Annotated in this window: 18 protein-coding genes; 2 read left to right on the top strand and 16 right to left on the bottom strand. The window is 45.6% G+C overall.

Translation table 11 applies throughout. The features are described 5' to 3' along the window. Window positions 1-70 precede the first annotated feature (70 nt). From ybeD to leuS, 10 genes are all read right to left on the bottom strand, one after another. Window positions 71-349, bottom strand: coding sequence for a DUF493 family protein YbeD (ybeD, locus tag R8N47_RS14610; protein ID WP_005384135.1), 279 nt, complete (start codon window positions 347-349; stop codon window positions 71-73). A gap of 139 nt (window positions 350-488) precedes the next feature. Further along, entirely contained in the window at window positions 489-1,667 is a 1,179-nt protein-coding gene (locus R8N47_RS14605) for a serine hydrolase (protein ID WP_005384132.1), read from the bottom strand. Window positions 1,668-1,758: 91 nt separating this feature from the next. Further along, entirely contained in the window at window positions 1,759-2,562 is an 804-nt protein-coding gene (locus tag R8N47_RS14600; RefSeq protein ID WP_017635670.1) for a septal ring lytic transglycosylase RlpA family protein, read from the bottom strand. 2 nt (window positions 2,563-2,564) lie between these two features. After that, a complete protein-coding gene (gene rodA / locus R8N47_RS14595) occupies window positions 2,565-3,686 on the bottom strand; it encodes a rod shape-determining protein RodA (protein WP_005373004.1) in 1,122 nt (373 codons plus the stop codon). Next, on the bottom strand, window positions 3,686-5,602 hold the full coding sequence (gene mrdA, locus R8N47_RS14590) for a penicillin-binding protein 2 (protein ID WP_005373006.1): 1,917 nt from the start codon (window positions 5,600-5,602) through the stop codon (window positions 3,686-3,688). The genes rodA and mrdA overlap by 1 nt, the downstream gene beginning before the upstream one ends. Before the next feature lie 29 nt (window positions 5,603-5,631). After that, window positions 5,632-6,102 carry a 23S rRNA (pseudouridine(1915)-N(3))-methyltransferase RlmH gene (gene rlmH, locus R8N47_RS14585; protein ID WP_017821762.1) on the bottom strand — a complete coding sequence of 157 codons (471 nt, stop codon included), beginning with the start codon at window positions 6,100-6,102 and terminating at the stop codon, window positions 5,632-5,634. Window positions 6,103-6,106: 4 nt separating this feature from the next. Continuing rightward, window positions 6,107-6,424, bottom strand: coding sequence for a ribosome silencing factor (gene rsfS, locus R8N47_RS14580; protein ID WP_005373015.1), 318 nt, complete (start codon window positions 6,422-6,424; stop codon window positions 6,107-6,109). A gap of 88 nt (window positions 6,425-6,512) precedes the next feature. Further along, entirely contained in the window at window positions 6,513-7,532 is a 1,020-nt protein-coding gene (gene holA / locus R8N47_RS14575; RefSeq protein ID WP_064353680.1) for a DNA polymerase III subunit delta, read from the bottom strand. A gap of 5 nt (window positions 7,533-7,537) precedes the next feature. Next, window positions 7,538-8,077 (bottom strand): LPS assembly lipoprotein LptE, encoded by a 540-nt coding sequence (gene lptE, locus R8N47_RS14570; protein ID WP_005384122.1) that lies wholly within the window; start codon window positions 8,075-8,077, stop codon window positions 7,538-7,540. A 152-nt stretch (window positions 8,078-8,229) separates the two neighbouring features. Continuing rightward, window positions 8,230-10,803 carry a leucine--tRNA ligase gene (gene leuS / locus R8N47_RS14565; protein ID WP_064353681.1) on the bottom strand — a complete coding sequence of 858 codons (2,574 nt, stop codon included), beginning with the start codon at window positions 10,801-10,803 and terminating at the stop codon, window positions 8,230-8,232. 153 nt (window positions 10,804-10,956) lie between these two features. Between leuS and R8N47_RS14560 the strand changes: the two genes are divergently transcribed. Next, window positions 10,957-11,427, top strand: a complete 471-nt coding sequence (locus tag R8N47_RS14560; protein ID WP_005373024.1) for a zinc ribbon-containing protein — start codon at window positions 10,957-10,959, stop codon at window positions 11,425-11,427. A gap of 84 nt (window positions 11,428-11,511) precedes the next feature. On the opposite strand, the gene lnt is transcribed toward R8N47_RS14560, so the two are convergent. The 5 genes from lnt to miaB all read right to left on the bottom strand — a co-directional run bounded on the left by lnt (window position 11,512) and on the right by miaB (window position 17,130). Continuing rightward, window positions 11,512-13,029, bottom strand: a complete 1,518-nt coding sequence (gene lnt, locus R8N47_RS14555) for an apolipoprotein N-acyltransferase (RefSeq protein WP_064353682.1) — start codon at window positions 13,027-13,029, stop codon at window positions 11,512-11,514. Window positions 13,030-13,062: 33 nt separating this feature from the next. Next, complete coding sequence (gene corC / locus R8N47_RS14550; protein WP_005384118.1) at window positions 13,063-13,962, bottom strand: CNNM family magnesium/cobalt transport protein CorC; 900 nt, start codon at window positions 13,960-13,962, stop codon at window positions 13,063-13,065. Window positions 13,963-14,067: 105 nt separating this feature from the next. Further along, the gene (gene ybeY / locus R8N47_RS14545; RefSeq protein ID WP_005373030.1) at window positions 14,068-14,532 is read right to left on the bottom strand and encodes an rRNA maturation RNase YbeY; all 465 of its coding nucleotides are present in this window, start codon (window positions 14,530-14,532) and stop codon (window positions 14,068-14,070) included. A gap of 2 nt (window positions 14,533-14,534) precedes the next feature. Continuing rightward, window positions 14,535-15,632 (bottom strand): PhoH family protein, encoded by a 1,098-nt coding sequence (locus R8N47_RS14540; protein WP_005373033.1) that lies wholly within the window; start codon window positions 15,630-15,632, stop codon window positions 14,535-14,537. A gap of 73 nt (window positions 15,633-15,705) precedes the next feature. Then, a complete protein-coding gene (gene miaB / locus R8N47_RS14535) occupies window positions 15,706-17,130 on the bottom strand; it encodes a tRNA (N6-isopentenyl adenosine(37)-C2)-methylthiotransferase MiaB (protein WP_005373038.1) in 1,425 nt (474 codons plus the stop codon). A 257-nt stretch (window positions 17,131-17,387) separates the two neighbouring features. Here miaB and R8N47_RS14530 point away from each other — a divergent pair, with 257 nt between their 5' ends. After that, a complete protein-coding gene (locus tag R8N47_RS14530; RefSeq protein WP_064353683.1) occupies window positions 17,388-18,566 on the top strand; it encodes a 2-octaprenyl-3-methyl-6-methoxy-1,4-benzoquinol hydroxylase in 1,179 nt (392 codons plus the stop codon). A gap of 13 nt (window positions 18,567-18,579) precedes the next feature. Here the strand turns inward: R8N47_RS14530 and R8N47_RS14525 are convergent. Continuing rightward, the coding region (locus R8N47_RS14525) for a hypothetical protein (protein ID WP_206949545.1) at window positions 18,580-18,774 on the bottom strand (195 nt) is incomplete at its 5' end.

The following is an 18,774-nucleotide window of genomic DNA, read 5'->3' as shown; positions in this document are numbered from 1 at the left end:
GTTATCTCTTTGATAAATAAAAAGAAAGCAGCCAAGGCTGCTTTCAAAAAAAATTTAATATATCAAAAAATTATAGAACCATGCGTACGATGTCAATTTCACCTAACTCTTTGTACAGTGTCTCAACCTGCTCGATAGAGGTTGCAGTAATGTTGATTGACACAGAGTGGTAGTTGCCCTTAGCACTTGGTTTAACGGTCGGGCTGTAGTCACCTGGAGCATGGCGCTGAATAACTTCAAGAACAAGCTCTGGAAGTTCAGGCTTTGCATGACCCATTACCTTGTAAGTAAATGAACAAGGGAACTCAAGCAGGTCTTTTAATTTTGCATCAGAGTTGATGGTTAGCATATCGATAACTCCAGTAGATATTCGTTGCGGTGCGAAATAGTACAGTCAAATTAGGGGGAACTCAAGACGAGGAGCTCAAACTTAAAAAGCCGCCCATTCAGGCGGCTTTGCGAATAAGTTTGCTACTCTAACGTTCTTTTTAGAAGAAGCTCTTGAATAACAATACGATGTAATCCCACATGCGGCTAAATAGACTACCTTGCTCTACGGTTTCTAGTGCCATTAGTGGGTACTCGGCAATATCTTCACCATCGATCTGATAGTATAGCTTACCAACTACATCACCTTTATTAATTGGGGCTTCTAGCTCTTTTTCAAGGACGAAGCTTGCTTTTAGGTTTTTCGCTTCACCACGCGGTAGTGTTACGTAAGTATCTTGGTCAAGACCCAGTGCTACGGTGTCTTTGTTACCCATCCACACTTTTTCTTCTACGAACGTTTCACCTGCTTTGTGCGGTGCCACTGTTTCGAAGAAGCGGAAGCCGTAGCTTAGCAGCTTTTTGCTTTCTGACTTACGAGCATTGGCATCTTTAGTACCCATAACGACCGCAACCAAGCGCATTTGACCTTCAGTTGCTGAACTTACTAGGCTGTAACCCGCATTACTTGTGTGACCCGTTTTGATGCCGTCAACGTTCATGCTCTTATCCCAAAGTAGACCGTTACGGTTGTATTGGGTGATGCCGTTGTAAGTAAATTTCTTCTCTGAGTACACTCGGTACTCATTTGGTACGTCACGGATAAGTGCTTTACCTAGCAGTGCCATGTCGTATGGTGTTGAGTACAATTCTGCGTTATCTAAGCCATGAACGTTGGCAAAGTGCGAGTTAGTCATACCCAATGTGTTGGCCCAAGCGTTCATTAGGTCAACAAATGCATCTTCTGAACCTGCAATATGTTCTGCCATCGCAACACAGGCATCGTTACCTGACTGGACGATGATACCTCGGTTCAGGTCACGTACTTTAACTGTTGTGCCTACTTCAATGAACATCTTTGATGAATCAGGGAAGTTTTTCGCCCACGCATTTTTACTGATGGTGACATCATCATCTTCTGAGATATTACCACGCGCTAGCTCTTGGCCGATTACATAGCTGGTCATCATCTTAGTCAGACTAGCTGGAGACAATTTTGTGTTCATCTCTTTCTCTGCCAGTACTTTACCTGAATGGTAATCCATCAGCACGTAGCCCTTCGCCGCGATTTGAGGGGCATCTGGAACAACGATAGGTGATGCAAGAGCAGATTGAGCGAAAGTTGCAGAAAGGGCAACCGAAGAAACGAGAATAGATTTCACAAACTTATTTTTATTCATGGTAATTCAAATTTTTGGGTTAACTGCAGACATCTTATCAGAATCCCTAGTTATGTAAGAGGGGGATCAAAGAGAAATTCATGACACGAGGTCATTTGGCAGTGTTGTGTTTTTTAATAAATGCAGACGAATAGCCGAGCAACTTTACTTTATCTAATGTGGCTTGCGTCAGGGAATAGTCAGTAAATGGCCCTAACAACAAGCGATAAGACTCTTTCGCACTCTCTAGGAAAGTTTCTGTATCCAATTTTTGACCAAGCTCGGTACCTAAAGTTCGCGCGCGTTCTTCATTTTTTGATGATGCCACTTGAATAACGTACCTAGGGTGCGCTTCTAATGACTTTTTGTCCGTGGGCTGATTGATACTGATCACTTCAATTTCCACGTTCGCGGTGCCTGTTTTTATGACATCTAACTTGTGCGCGGCGGCATAGCTTAAATCAATGATACGGCCATCGTGAAAAGGACCTCGGTCATTAACTCGTACTATGGTGGTTTTGCCGTTGTCAGTATTGGTAACTTTTACGTAACTTGGTAACGGTAGCGTTTTATGTGCTGCCGTCATTGAGTACATGTCATAGATTTCGCCATTAGAAGTCAAATGACCTTGGAATTTTTTCCCATACCAAGATGCGCGGCCTTTTTCTTTAAAGCCTTTCGCATTGCGAACTATTTTGTAGTCTTTGCCACGCAAGTGGTAATCTTTGTTCCCACCTAGGCTGTACGGTTCATATTTAGGATGCGCATCCTCGATGTGTTCGACTGAAAGCGGTGTATCCGGTGCAACATCAGATTCGAGTTCGTAACGGCCTTCTTGTTCTTTTTGGCTAGTTGATGAACAGCCTGCCAAAATAAGAGCAGAGAAAACCAAGGAATATAAAGCGCGTTTTTGCATGTCTAGGTCGCCTTAGAGAATGCTTTTCGGTGCGTATGAATCGACATCAGAATACCAAAACCAGCCATCAAGGTTACCATTGATGTGCCGCCATAACTGATGAGTGGCAACGGTACACCTACTACAGGTAGGATGCCACTTACCATGCCAATATTTACAAAAATATACACGAAGAAGCTGAGTACAATACTGCCTGCCATCATTCGTCCAAATGCGGTTTGCGCTTGGCTGGCGAGATATAAACCTCGTCCAATAATAAATAGATAGATGGCTAAAAGGCAAAGGAAGCCAATCATACCCCATTCTTCAGCAATTACTGCAAAGATAAAGTCAGTGTGTCGTTCTGGAAGAAATTCTAGTTGTGACTGCGTACCTTGCAACCAACCTTTGCCGGAAATACCACCGGAGCCAATCGCAATTTTACTCTGAATAATGTGGTAGCCCGCTCCTAGCGGATCAGATTCCGGGTTAAATAGAGTACGAACTCGCACTTTTTGATACTCTCGCATCAAGAAAAACCACAGAATTGGAATGAAACCACCTAATGCAATCGCAGCACCAGCGATGATTTTCCAGCTAATGCCGGCGAGGAAGATAACAAAAATACCGGAAGCGGCGATCAGGATCGAGGTACCTAAGTCAGGCTGCTTTGCAATGAGAATGGTTGGTAAGCAGACCATAATCAGTGCAACAATGAGTGTTTTTAGCGTTGGTGGAAGGGGCTGTCTACCGACATAGCGAGCCACCATTAATGGCACTGCGAGCTTCAATAGCTCTGACGGTTGAAAGCGCACAAAACCGAGGTTAAGCCAACGCTGCGCGCCTTTCGATGCTTCACCGAAAAACAGCACGCCGAAAAGCAGTATAACGCCACCAACGAACATCAAAGGTGCCAAGCTTTCGTAAGTTCGTGGAGAAAGCTGTGCAAGGACGAGCATCACAACGAGTGAAAGCACCATTCGCATGGCTTGGCGATCCATCATCAGTAAACTTTGGCCACTGGCGCTGTACATGATCACCAGGCCAAACCCCATCAGGGCCAGTATGCCAAGTAGGAGTGGTAAGTCGATATGGAAGCGTTCAAACAGGGCGCGATTTTTACCTGTAGAGGGATCCATCTTCATTACTGTTTTACCTCTTTCTTCGCATTGTTTTCAGGCTCAATTTCTTCTGGACCAAGAACGACTCGGTCAAAAATTTTCCTTACTACTGGGGCACCGTTACTAGAACCACCACCGGCATTTTCTAGTACTACAGTGACGACCACTTTAGGATCATCAAATGGTGCAAAGCCAGTAAATAACGCATGGTCACGTAAGTGCTCGGCGATCTCATCGGCGTTGTATTCTTCGTTTTCACCCAGACCGAAGACCTGTGCAGTACCTGATTTACCCGCTGTTTCATAATTCATTTTGTAGAATGAGCGGCGAGCTGTTCCGCGCGTGCCATGGTTTACCCGACGCATGCCTTCTTTCGCCATATCCCAGTACTTTTTAGGCACATTCTTGATTGGTGGGTAAGTCACGTATTCTGTCGCTTGCTGCTCTTCGAAGTCGTTACCATTTTCTATCGTCGCTTTGAGCAAGTGAGGTGCGATCACTTCTCCCTCGTTTACTAATACGGAGGTTGCTTTGGCGATTTGCATTGGTGTTGCTGTCCAATATCCTTGGCCGATACCCACAGGGATCGTATCACCTTTATACCACGGGGTTTTATGGCGAGACATTTTCCAGTCACGAGTCGGCATGTTTGCCTTACTTTCTTCGTAGATATCAATGCCAGTGTAATCACCAAAACCGAACATCATCATCCAATTCGAAATACGGTCAATACCCATGTCATAAGCGATTTGATAGTAGAAGGTATCAACAGACTCTTCGATCGACTTAATGATATCGACGCGCCCGTGCCCCCAACGCAACCAGTCACGAAACGGACGAGTGTTAGAGTTTGGTATGCGCCAATAACCAGGGTCATTTCGTGTGGTGTTAGGTGTGACGACACCTTCTTGCAGCGCGGCTACCGCCATAAATGGTTTGATGGTAGACGCAGGAGGGTAAATGCCAAGTGTAGTGCGGTTGACCAAAGGACGGTTTTTATCGTTCAAAAGGGCGCGATAGTCTTTACCTGAGATTCCGTGCACGAACGAGTTAGGATCATAGCTAGGGCTTGAAACCATAGCCAGTACGCCGTTGTCTCTAGGATCGATTACTACAGCACTGCCTCGGCGGCCGTCCAACAATTGGTGTACGTACAACTGCAAGTTGATATCAAGGTTTAAAACGATGTCTTTTCCGGGTACAGGTGGAACGTACTTTAAGGTACGAATTACTCGGCCGCGGCTGTTTACCTCGACTTCTTGATATCCGGCTGTACCGTGTAAGAGGTCTTCGTAGTATTTTTCAATACCCAGCTTACCAATGTCGCGAGTGGCTTGGTAGTTCGCGTCTTTTTCTTCTCGGATCAGGCGTTGCATGTCGCGATCATTAATTCGAGAAACATACCCAATCACGTGGGTTAAGACTTCGCTGAAAGGGTAGTAGCGCTTTAAGGTCGCACTTATTTCCACACCTGGAAAGCGGTACTGATTGACGGAGAATACCGCTACTTGTTTTTCGTTCAGTTGGGTAAGCAGTGGGACCGATTTAAATCGACGAGTCCGTTTACGCTCGTGGTGGAAACGTTCAATCTGGTCTGGTGTAATTTCCAGAATAGTTTGTAATTCTTGGATGGTTGCATCAATGTCTTTAATTTTTTCTGGGGTCAGTTCTAAGTTAAAGACGGGACGGTTCTCTGCCAGTAAAACGCCATTTCGGTCATAAATTAGACCTCGGTTAGGCGCGATAGGCACTACTTTGATGCGGTTATCGTTCGAGCGGGTTTGATAGTCTTGAAACTGGTTCACCTGAATGTTGTACATGTTGGCAACCAGAGCTCCCATCAAGACAACAATGCCGATAAAAGCAACAATAGCGCGGCTGGCAAACAGACGCGCTTCGGCTTGATAATCTCGGATTTGACTGCGGCGTTTACGAATCATTAACGCTTGGCTCTAAAGTTAAACAACGATTATTCGCGATGATAAGGGTGGTTAGCGGTGATGCTCCACGCTCGGTATAAGCTTTCTGCCATTACGATACGCACTAGAGGGTGGGGTAGCGTTAAGGCAGATAATGACCAGCTTTGGTCTGCTGCAGCTTTGCATGCAGGAGCGAGTCCTTCGGGACCGCCGATTAATATTGATACATCACGGCCATCTAATTTCCAAGCTTCTAACTGCTCAGCGAGTTGAGGAGTGTCCCATTTTTTACCTGGGATATCTAACGTGACGATACGGTTGCCTTTTGGTACCGCCGCGAGCATCGCTTCTCCTTCTTTTTGCAGGATGCGAGCGATATCGGCATTCTTACCACGCTTGCCAGCAGAGATTTCAATCAACTCCAACGGCATATCATGCGGGAAACGGCGACGATATTCTTGAAAGCCTTCCTCAACCCATTTTGGCATTTTTGTGCCAACAGCAATTAGTTGAATTTTCAAAAGATTAACCCCAGAGTTTTTCTAGCTGGTAGAGTTCGCGGTGCTCTTCTTGCATCACGTGAAGCATGGCGTCGCCCATATCTAGGACTACCCATTCACCTTCGTTTTCACCTTCCATTCCTAGTGGCTCAAGACCGGCTTTTTTCACTTCTGTTGCAACATGGTCAGCGATGGATGAAACGTGGCGTTTGGATGTACCAGTACAGATGATCATGTAATCTGTCACGCTTGATTTATCTTCCACATTTAGGACGATAATGTCTTCCGCTTTCATGTCGTCGGCTTTATCAGCTAAAAAGTCTTTCAGTTCTTCGCGAAGCACTCGGTTTTCCTCGGTTTGTCTCTTATCTCTACAGTGTTTTACATTCTTGCTTGCAAAACAGGTCGCGCACTATATCACGCTTTGATTTTTAAATTGCCAGCTTAATATCAGGAGAGCAGGTTTCTAAGCTCAACTGATGAATAGTTGGCCATACAGACTCGTCATACTGAGTTTTGGCTTTTATCTCGGCTTGAGCCAACAAGGAGAGCAATGCACAAATACGACTCGCTGATAAGCGGGTCAGTGCTGCGTTATAGAGTGGACGCTTGTTTTGCCAAACTCGATATTTCTCAAATACCTGGTTCATTCCCATTTGACTTAAGTCTTGATGCATATTTAAAAGTTGGCTCAACTCTTTTTGTACACTTCGAATCAAGATCACGGTCTCAACCCCTTCCGCCTCAAGTTGGCGAAGAATACGTTGTGCACGGTTTGCTTTACCTGCCAGTAAGGCGTCGATCCAGTTAAAGGTAGTGAAGTGATTATGGCGACTTAGGGCTTCCTCTAAACGTATGATGGTCAGCTCACCATCCGCATAGAGTAGGGCCAATTTCTCTAAGCTTTGTGTCAATGCAAATAGGTTACCTTCATGCCATTGAGCCAACATTTGCAGTGATTGCTGATCGGGTTTTAGTCCCAACGTGCGGCAACGTGTCTGAATGAACATAGGTAGGCGTTGAAGGTCTGGCGACAAGCAGCTTACCCAATCGCCTTTTGAGCTTAATGTTTTGAACCATTTCGCATTTTCTTGGGCTTTGGTCAGTTTGCTACCAACAATGACGAGCATGATGTCATCATGAAGCATATCACACAGTGTTTGCAGCTCTTTGCTGACGGCGGTTGTCACGCCACTTTCAGGAATTTCAAGCTCAATCAATTGACGGTTTGAAAACAGGCTCATCGCTTGGAAACAGTCGTAAACTTGGTTCCAGTCGATGCTAGCATCCACCGCAAAACGGTGTTTTTCCTCAAAACCTTGCTGAAACGCTGCCTTTTGGATGGCTTGGCGGCTTTCTTGAATCAGTAACGGCTCATTACCAAAGATTAAGTAAACCTGTTTAACTTGTTTAGTTAAATGATCCGTTAGCTTATCGGCATAAATTCGCATAGTGACTAAGAGTTTTTGTTCGCTGGCTCAGAGATTTGTCCTGCTTCATATTCGGCACGAATACGGCCCAACTGGCGCATCATCTGTTTTGCAGCTTGCAAGCGCATCTCGTCTTCAATTACGTCACGCTCAACAGATTTTGCAAGTGCGGTCAACGGGTTGTCTAGGTAGTTGCGGTTTACTGTTGTCGTAAAGTTTTTAGAACCATAGCCAGGAATTGTCACACGGTATTTTACTACGTATGTCAGCTCTTTTTCTGCTGCACGGCTATTTTGATAAAGCGATAGTGTACGCTCATCGATTGTCGCTTCCGTCAAATGAAGGTTGGGTACCGTCGATGATGGTTGAACAAGTTCAACTTTGTTCAGTTCGAGTTGAGAGCGAACATAGCGAGTTAATTCACTGTATTCATCGTAGCTGGAGAAAGACATAGTGTGCAGCTCTTCCGGTACGGAATACTCGCCGCGAAGGTGAAAACCACAGGCAGAAAGAAGCCCCGCTAATACCAATACCACTGGTAGTTTAATCAAAGAGAAAAAGCGCATTGATTGTATTCATCCTAAATTGAAGGGGTTATTTACCTTAAACCACTCATGTGAATGGTTTGAGGTAAATAAACAGGGTAGAAAACTACCCTGTTTAATGACTCTTGGTTAACAAATAAGTTCGCTAAACAGAGACAAATTGACAGCTGCGATTAGTTTGCAACGATGTTCAGCAGTTTACCTGGAACGTAAATAACTTTACGAATAGTCAGGCCATCAGTGAACTTAACCACGTTTTCGTCGTTTAGACCAAGCTGTTCGATATCGTCTTTAGAGATATCAGCTGGGACTGTTAGCTTCGCACGTAGCTTACCGTTAACTTGAACAACGATAGTTTTTTCGTCTTCAACTAGCGCTTTTTCGTCAAACGTCGGCCATGCCGCGTTATCAATGTCTGTTTCACCTAGTGCTGCCCATAGCTCGTATGAGATATGCGGAGTGATAGGGTAAAGCATGACAACAATAGCTTTCAGTGCTTCGTCAAGGATTGCACGATCTTGCGCAGATTCTTGAGGCGCTTTCGCTAGTTTGTTCATCAGCTCCATGATCGCTGCGATCGCGGTGTTGAATGTTTGACGACGAGCGATATCGTCCGTCACTTTCGCGATAGTCTTGTGAACGTCGCGGCGAAGTGCTTTTTGATCACCAGAAAGCGCTGAGGTATCTACTGCTTCTGCTGCACCTTTCGCTGTGTGCTCTTTCACTAGTTTCCAAACACGTTTTAGGAAGCGGTTCGCACCTTCTACGCCAGACTCTTGCCATTCAAGTGTCATGTCCGCTGGAGACGCGAACATCATGAATAGACGTACTGTGTCAGCGCCGTACTTGTCTACCATTTCTTGAGGGTCGATACCGTTGTTCTTAGACTTAGACATCTTGATCATGCCTGAGTGCGTTACATCACGACCTTCAGTGTCTTTAGCAGAAGTAATGCGGCCTTTACCATCACGTTCAACGGCTACGTCTGTTGGAGCTACCCACTCTTTGCCGCCTTTCTCGTTCTCGAAGTAGAACGCATCAGCCAGTACCATGCCTTGACACAGTAGTTGCTTGAACGGTTCGTCAGAAGTTACGTAACCCGCATCGCGCAGTAGTTTGTGGAAGAAGCGTGAGTACAGTAGGTGCATACAAGCGTGCTCGATACCACCGATGTATTGATCTACTGGTAGCCAGTAGTTTGCTTTTTCTGGGTCTAGGATGTCGTCCGCTTGTGGTGAACAGTAACGCGCGTAGTACCAAGAAGATTCCATGAACGTATCGAACGTATCTGTCTCACGTAGAGCAGGTTCGCCGTTAAAGGTTGTCTTCGCCCACTCTTTGTCTGCTTTGATTGGGCTAGTGACGCCGTCCATTACCACGTCTTCTGGAAGAATCACTGGTAGTTGGTCAGCAGGTACTGGGTGAACTTCACCGTCTTCAGTCGTTACCATTGGGATTGGTGCGCCCCAGTAACGTTGACGAGATACACCCCAGTCGCGTAGACGGAAGTTTACAGTCTTAGTGCCTTTGCCCTCTGCTTCTAGCTTCGCTGCGATTGCGTCGAATGCCGCTTGGAATTCTAGGCCATCGAATTCACCTGAATCGAACAGTACACCTTTCTCAGTGTATGCTGCTTCAGAGATGTCTAGCTCGCTGCCATCAGCAGGCTTGATAACTGGCACGATGTCTAGACCGTACTTCGTTGCGAACTCGTAGTCACGTTGGTCGTGTGCAGGTACAGCCATTACCGCGCCTGTACCGTAGTCCATCAGAACGAAGTTTGCTACGTATACTGGTACTTCGCGGCCGTTCAATGGATGAATAGCAGTAAGGCCAGTAGCCATACCTTTCTTCTCCATTGTCGCTAGCTCAGCTTCTGCAACCTTGTTGTTCTTACATTCGTCGATAAACGCTGCAAGCTCTGGGTTGTTCTCTGCAGCAAGAGCTGCAAGAGGGTGGCCGGCTGCGATGCCCACGTAAGTCACACCCATTAGCGTATCTGGACGTGTTGTGTAAACTTCTAGGTCTTGTTGACCCTTAACTTCAAACTTCAGCTCAACGCCTTCAGAGCGGCCAATCCAGTTGCGCTGCATGGTTTTCACCATTTCAGGCCAACCTTCAAGCTTGTCTAGGTCGTCTAGTAGCTCTTGAGCGTATTCAGTGATTTTGATGAACCATTGAGGGATTTCTTTTTGCTCTACAGGCGTATCACAACGCCAGCAACAACCGTCTTCAACCTGCTCGTTTGCAAGAACAGTTTGGTCGTTAGGACACCAGTTAACAGAAGAAGTCTTTTTGTAAACTAAACCTTTCTCGTAAAGTTTAGTGAAGAACACTTGTTCCCAGCGGTAGTACTCCGGTGTACATGTTGCGAATTCACGGTTCCAATCGTAACCAAAGCCTAGAAGCTTAAGTTGGTTCTTCATGTATTCGATGTTTTCGTAAGTCCAAGGTGCTGGCGCAGTTTTGTTTTTTACTGCTGCGTTTTCTGCAGGTAGACCGAATGCGTCCCAACCGATTGGTTGCATCACGTTTTTGCCTTGTAGGCGTTGGAAACGAGATACTACATCACCGATAGTGTAGTTGCGCACGTGACCCATGTGCAGTCGACCACTTGGGTATGGGAACATGGACAGACAGTAGAATTTTTCTTTATTTGGGTCTTCACTTACAACAAAGGTTTTGTTGTCATCCCAGTGCTTTTGAACTTTTTGTTCAATATCTTGTGGGTTGTATTGTTCTTGCATCGATGGTATCCGTTATCTTGGAATTTGTGAGTTCGGTTAGAACAGACTTAAATAGATCGTCATAGAATACCTAAAGCTAGGGATCACAACAATAGCCAATCTGTACCCATGCGCCCTTAAGTGACGCAGGTAGGAGAAAGATGGAGGTCAGTTATGCCTAAACGTAAAACAGGTTATGAGGAAATGCTCGAGGATGTGATTGAAACCTTGAAGCACAGTCCGGAAGAAGTTAACAAAGCGATTGAGACGTCGGGCAAAGTGGTGGATGCTGCTAATGACTTGACCAAAGATGAATTGGCTTTAATCAAAGCGTACCTTAAAGCAGACTTAAAAGAGTTTTCAGAGAGTTACGAGGATAGCAAAAGCGGCCCGTTTTACTTAACGATTGCGGACTCGATATGGCAAGGGCTGTTAGAGATTACTGACCGAACTAAAGTTGAGTGGGTTGAGTTGTTCGATGACTTAGAGCATCAAGGGCTATATGAAGCAGGAGAGGTGATAGGCTTAGGCACCTTGGTCTGTGATGAGTGTGGTCACAAGACAACGTATAACCACCCAACTGTAATCATTCCGTGTATTAAATGTGGTCACAAAGGCTTTACTCGCCAGTCATTAAAACCATAAATGGCGAGTAACGACTGTATAATGCAATGAATAAAAAAGAGGCTTAGTCGCCTCTTTTTTGTCTTTTCTACTTTCAAGCTGTTATCAGCTCTGTTTTCTTCTTAAACCGAAAGCCAGAGCTAAACTTAACCCTATCCAAATATACAATGGCCAAGTACCAACGATTCGATATGGCGTTTTCCCATCGGTTGGGGTGAGCTCTGCGCGCAGTACTGCAGTTTCAAACTGCGGTACTTGCTCAACGATTTTACCTTTGTGATCGGTTACCGCTGTTAATCCGTTGTTAGTCGAGCGGATGAGCGGTTTACCTAACTCTAAGGCACGCATACGGGCGATCTCCATATGCTGAAGAGGACCGATAGAGTGACCAAACCATGCATCGTTCGAAAGCGTTAGAATGAAGTCTGTTTCGTCAGTCACATTTTGACGCACTTGCTCATTAAAGATGATCTCATAGCAAAGCGCTGGTGCCATGTGCATGCCATTCGCAACGATGTTTGGTTGCACAAAAGCCCCACGGCTAAACGACGACATCGGTAGGTTAAAGAATGGCGCTAATGGGCGCAAAATATCTTCAAATGGTACAAACTCACCAAACGGTAGTAGGTGATGCTTATGGTAACGTTCGCTTAAATCGAAGCTGTAGTCACCGTATGGTGTGATGCCGAGGGACAGAATACTGTTGTAGAACTGTCGGTCTTCAGCTTGGTTGACGACACCGGTGATGATTGCGCTGTTATTCATTTTTGCAGCGCTGTCGATATTGCTCAAAAATGAAGGCACTTCAATTTCAAAAGCGGGAATTGCTGCTTCTGGCCAAACGATAATGTCAGCGTCCCAGTTTTCACGAGTTAAGTCAGCGTATTTCATGATGGTTGGCCAGCGTTGACTTGGTAGCCACTTTAGGTTTTGGTCTACGTTACCTTGAATCAGCGCGAGCTTAGTCGTGTCTTCTGGTCGGGGTGTTACCCAATCGTAGTTGCGAATCCCAAAGCCAGTACTGAGTAGTACCGCAGGGATAATCACCACCAGCCACTGCTTATGAATCCATGCATAGGCTAACGCCCCTGCGCTGATAAGGATAAATAGAGTAAGCAGTTCTACGCCGCCAATTGGTGCAAAGCTTGCGAGTGGAGCATCTATCTGGCTATAGCCTAGCCATAACCAAGGGAAGCCGGTCATCACCCAACCACGCAACCAATCACTGATCAGCCATAAAGCAGGTGCAGCGAGAAGTGCTTTTGTGAGCGTAAATTGAGGAAACAGCTTGTTGTTGAGCCAAGCAAATAAGCCTGAATAAACAGCCAAGTAGGCAACAAGCAAGCCCATTAAAAATAAATTGGCAATGAGCGGCATACCGCCAAAACCGGAGATACTGACGTAAACCCAGCTAACGCCAGTTGCAAATTGACCTAACCCCCAAGCATAACCAATCCATAGTGCGCGTTTCGGAGTTTGGTTAGCAAGAAGAATCAGTAGAATTGCAGGGCTAAGAATGGCAATAGGCCACAGCTGGTAAGGAGCGAAAGCGAGTGTAGTAGAGGCGCCAACAAAAGCGGCCACTAAGGGCCGCTTAAGGCGATGAAAGAGTTCATTCATCATTGTAATTTTCTGAGATTCCCAATGGGTATCGCGTTACTCTTGAGTGGCTTCAACCAGGGTTTCTTCGTCTGGGATCGTCACTTGGAGTTGAATGACACGACGGTTATCGGCAGCGGTGACTTTGAAGTTGTAGCCTTCAATTTCAACCAGTTCACCACGAGAAGGTAAGTGACCAAAGGCAGTCATGACCATACCACCAACGGTATCAACTTCCTCATCGCTGAAGTTGGTTCCGAATGTCTCATTAAACTCTTCGATGGTTGTCAGCGCTCTGACAGCAAACGTATGCTTGCTCAGCTTACGAATGTCCGTCTCTTCACTTTCATCGAATTCATCTTCAATATCCCCGACGATTTCCTCAAGGATATCTTCAATGGTCACAAGACCAGAAACACCACCGAATTCATCGACAACAATGGCCATATGATAACGTTCTTCACGGAATTCTTTCAGCAGTCGATCAACGCGTTTACTTTCCGGTACCACAACCGCTGGTCGAATGACTTCTTCGATATCAAATGGATTACTGCCTGAGCCTAAGTATTTAAGTAAGTCCTTCGCTAGAAGTATGCCTTCCACATGGTCTTTATCTTCGCTGATCACAGGGTAGCGAGAGTGTTGAGCATCGGTAATCAAAGCAACCAAGGTATCAAGGTCGTGAGTACGCTCAACTGTAACCATTTGCGAACGCGGGATCATAATGTCACGCACACGCATTTCGGAGATTTCCATAACACCTTCGAGCATATCGCGAGTGTCATGGTCAATCAGGTCGTTAACTTCAGAGTCGCGGATAACATCCACAAGCTCTTGGCGATCTTTTGGTTCGCCCTGAAATAGTTGACCTAGACGTTCAAAGAAGGACTTTCTACTCGGACCTTCTGCCTTTTCTTTCTTATCTTCGTTAGAAGAGGGAGAATTATCTTCGTTCATTGTTTCTCAATTAAGTAACGCTATCAGAAGTGTGATAGCACACATAGAGAGGCGAACACGAGAGTCATTTAGGTGGTTCGCCTTTCCCTGTCGAGTGGCCAATAGCTACTCTTTTTCAGCAATGTAAGGATCTTCATAACCCATACCTTGCATGATTTCGGTTTCGAGGGACTCCATCTCTTCGGCTTCGTCATCCTCTATATGATCATAACCTAGCAGATGCAAGCTGCCATGTACAACCATATGCGCCCAATGTGCTAGCAGAGGCTTGCTCTGTTCAACCGCCTCTTTTTCAACAACTTGGCGGCAAATAATCAAATCACCAAGTAAATCTATTTCCATACCAGGAGGTGCTTCAAATGGAAACGACAACACATTAGTTGGTTTATCTTTGCCGCGATACTCATGATTGAGCGTATGACTTTCTTGTTCATCAACAATACGAATGGTGACTTCGGCTTGTGGCTGGAAGAGAGGAATTGTCTTATCTAGCCACAATTGGAAATCTTGCTGCGAAGGCAGACCTTCTTCATTTTCGACTGCCAGTTGCAGATCAAGTTCAATCGCCATGATTATTCCTTAGTTGAAGCAACTTGTGCATTCAGTTCGGCTTTTGCTGCTTCTAGTAACTTCGCATCGCGTTCTTCACGACGGCGTTTCTCGAACTCTTTACGCTCTTTCTGGTCTTGTGCTTCCCACTTCTCGTACGCGTTAACGATACGAGCAACCACAGGGTGACGTACAACGTCGTCGGCTAAGAAGAAGTTAAAGCTGATGTCGTCAACTTCGCTTAGTACTTCAATAGCATGACGAAGACCCGATTTCGCACCACGAGGTAAGTCAATCTGCGTGACATCACCAGTGATAACCGCGCGAGAGTTAAAACCAATACGCGTTAGGAACATCTTCATCTGTTCAACTGTGGTGTTCTGACTCTCATCAAGAATGATAAAGGCGTCGTTTAGAGTACGACCACGCATGTAAGCAAGAGGGGCAACCTCAATCACGTTACGTTCAATCAGCTTCTCTACGCGCTCAAAGCCCAGCATTTCAAATAGGGCGTCGTATAGCGGACGTAGGTATGGGTCGACTTTCTGGCTTAAATCACCAGGTAGGAAGCCCAATTTCTCACCAGCTTCAACCGCTGGACGAGTAAGTAGAATACGGCGGATCTCTTGGCGCTCTAGTGCGTCAACAGCTGCTGCTACAGCAAGGTAGGTTTTACCTGTACCAGCCGGGCCAATACCAAAAGAAATATCATGCGTGACCATGTTAACCAAGTACTGCGCTTGGTTTGGCGTACGTGGTTTGATCACACCTTTCTTGGTTTTGACGAAGACTTCTTTACCATGCTCGATATTAGACTCAGTATTCTGCTCAAGAACACCAGACTCTTTGATCGCTAGATGGATTTGCTCAGGCTCAATATCTGGGATCTCACCTCGTACAGGTGCGGTATCAACATATAGAGTTTTCAGGATATCCAGCGCAGCTGATGCGGTATGAGGTTTACCGACAATCGTAAAGTGGTCACTACGGTGGTTAATTTCAACGCCTAGACGACGTTCTAAATGCTTGATGTTGTCATCGAATGGACCGCACAGGCTAGCTAGTCGGCGGTTGTCTGAAGGTTCTAGGTTAATTTCTAGAGTTACGATTTTATTGCTCAATGTTGCCTCTCATTTTTTGCCACTTAGTGAGAGCCTGATAACGACCAGGCTCTCTATGGCTATTTATACGAGCTTACGGCGTAAAAGTAGCTACACCCAGCTCATCTTCGCGACGTGTTTTCGCCATCATCTGCGTTGGGGAAATCACACTACGAAGATCCATGTCTTTTTCAGTACGTACTAGCTCACCACGCAGTGAGTTTGCAAATACGTCTACGATCTTCACATCAACGAACTGACCAATTAGGTCTGCACTACCTTCAAAGTTTACTACACGGTTGTTTTCTGTACGAGCGCGTAGTTCCATTAGGTTTTTCTTCGAAGGACCTTCAACTAGAACACGTTGTTCTGTGCCAAGCATTAAGCGAGAGTAACGCATCGCTTGAGCATTGATAGTTTGCTGTAGTTCGTAAAGGCGCTCTTTCTTCACTTGTTCTGACACATCACAAGGGTAATCCGCTGCTGGCGTACCTGGACGTGGAGAGAAAATAAAGCTGAAGCTCATGTCAAAGTCTACATCTTTGATTAGCTTCATGGTGTCTTGGAAGTCTTTGTCTGTCTCACCAGGGAAACCAACAATAAAGTCTGAACTGATTTGAATATCAGGACGAGCTTTACGCAGTTTACGGATGATCGATTTGTATTCGATAGCGGTGTGAGGGCGTTTCATCATCGTTAGGATACGGTCACTACCACTTTGCACAGGTAAGTGCAGGAAGCTCACAAGTTCTGGCGTATCTTCGTATACTGCGATGATGTCGTCTGTGAATTCTAACGGGTGGCTCGTCGTGAAACGAATACGGTCGATACCATCGATAGACGCAACCAAACGAAGCAGTTCTGCAAATGAACAGATCTCACCATCGTGCATAGGACCACGGTACGCGTTTACGTTTTGACCCAGAAGGTTTACTTCACGTACGCCTTGTTCAGCAAGTTGGGCGATTTCGAACAGTACGTCATCCATTGGACGGCTTACTTCTTCACCACGAGTGTACGGTACGACACAGTAAGTACAGTACTTAGAGCAGCCTTCCATAATAGAAACGAATGCTGTCGCACCTTCAGCGCGAGGTTCAGGTAGGCGGTCGAATTTTTCGATCTCTGGGAACGAAATGTCCATAACTGGTGCATCATCGGACTGAGATTGTTTGATCATCTCAGGTAGGCGGTGCAAAGTTTGTGGGCCAAAAATAACGTCAACGTATGGTGCACGTTCACGAATATGGTCACCTTCTTGCGTTGCTACACAACCACCTACACCGATAACTACGCCAGGTTTTTTATCTTTTAGTGTTTTCCAGCGGCCTAGCTGGTGGAAAACTTTCTCTTGCGCTTTTTCACGGATCGAACAGGTGTTAAGTAGAAGTACGTCTGCTTCCTCTGGCTCTTCCGTCAGCTCGTAGCCGTTTGCAGCATTAAGCAGGTCGGCCATTTTTGATGAATCGTATTCGTTCATCTGGCAGCCCCAGGTTTTAATTAGCAGTTTCTTACTCATCTCACTTTCGCTCGTTCAGTTGTACTTAAATCGGAGAGCTATTGCTCAAATTATAGCCGCCATCACGGCGGTAAGCGGCGTATTGTACTGCTTTAAAAAGCACCTGACTAGTGATCTAGCTAATTCTCTGCAAAGCCTGATGAAATCTAGTTTTTCGCCCTATGCAGAACAAGGTTTTTTGTTAAACAATTTTGTAAAAATAGCCATGGAAAGTACAATAAAAAACGCCAATTAATCAGCACGATGAAGAGTGAAAAATGAACAAGTATGACATCGCCGTGATCGGTGGCGGTATGGTTGGGGCAGCCGTCGCTGTTGGATTTGCCAAGCAGGGCAGAAGCGTTGTCTTGGTCGAAGGTACAAAACCTAAAGTTTTTGATGCCGCTCAGGCGATGGATATTCGTGTATCTGCAATCTCGCACCAGTCGGTGGAGTTACTTGATTCACTCGGAGCATGGTCAGAGATCAAGAGCATGCGAGTTTGTCCTTATCGGCGGTTAGAAACTTGGGAGCACCCAGAGTGCCGTACTCGTTTTCACTCTGATGAATTGTCATTGGATCAGCTAGGTTACATTGTTGAAAATCGCCTAATCCAATTAGGTCTTTGGCAAGTCTTCTCTCAGTATGAAAATCTAACCGTGATGTGTCCTGAGCGATTAAAAGCCATTGAGTTTGCAGATGTAAATCTTGTGACACTAGAAAGTGGGGAGCAGTTTGAAGCTAACTGGGTGATTGGTGCTGATGGTGCAAACTCTAAAGTTCGTCAATTGGCTGGAATTGGTGTAACTGCGTGGGATTACCGACAACACTGCATGTTGATTAACGTGAAAACAGAATTGCCTCAGCAAGATATTACTTGGCAACAATTTACACCTTCAGGCCCACGTTCATTTTTACCTCTGTGCTCTTTGAGTAACGACGATGGTCAAGTAGAAGGCCAAGGTTCTTTGGTTTGGTATGACTCGCCTAAACGTATTAAACAACTGTGTGCGATGAGTAAACCTCAACTAAGAGAAGAAATTTTACGTCATTTCCCTGCTGAATTAGGCGATATTGAAGTTTTACAGTTTGGCTCATTCCCACTCTCTCGTCGTCATGCGCAAAGCTACTCAAGCAAAAATTGCGTGTTAGTGGGTGACTCTGCCCATACGATCAACCCGCTTGCAGGGCAAGGGGTAAACTTAGGCTTCAAAGATGTAGACGTTCTCCTTTCGGTAACAGAACAACAAGAAAAGCTGGAAGATACCTTACTCGCGAAATACGAACGCGCACGTCGACCTGACAACTTACTCATGCAGACGGGCATGGACTTTTTCTATAAAGGTTTTAGCAACGATCTTGGGCCATTGAAGTTCGTACGTAATGCTGCATTGAAGCTTGCTGAAAACTCAGGGCCAATTAAGGCTCAAGTACTGAAATACGCGTTAGGTATGTAGTAAGCTACTCAAATCACAGATAGAAAAAAAGCGAGCCATGAGCTCGCTTTTTTAATTCGGCAAATCTAATGATTTCCCGAGTCCAGAACCAAAAAAAGAAAAAACCCAGCAAAGTCATGCTGGGTTTTCCGATAATGGTGCGGAAGGAGAGACTTGAACTCTCACACCTTGCGGCGCCAGAACCTAAATCTGGTGCGTCTACCAATTC

Source organism: Vibrio sp. 2132-1 (assembly GCF_033344315.1).
The sequence above is the reverse complement of the archived record's forward strand: the minus strand, read 5'-3'. Positions and strand labels throughout refer to the sequence as shown.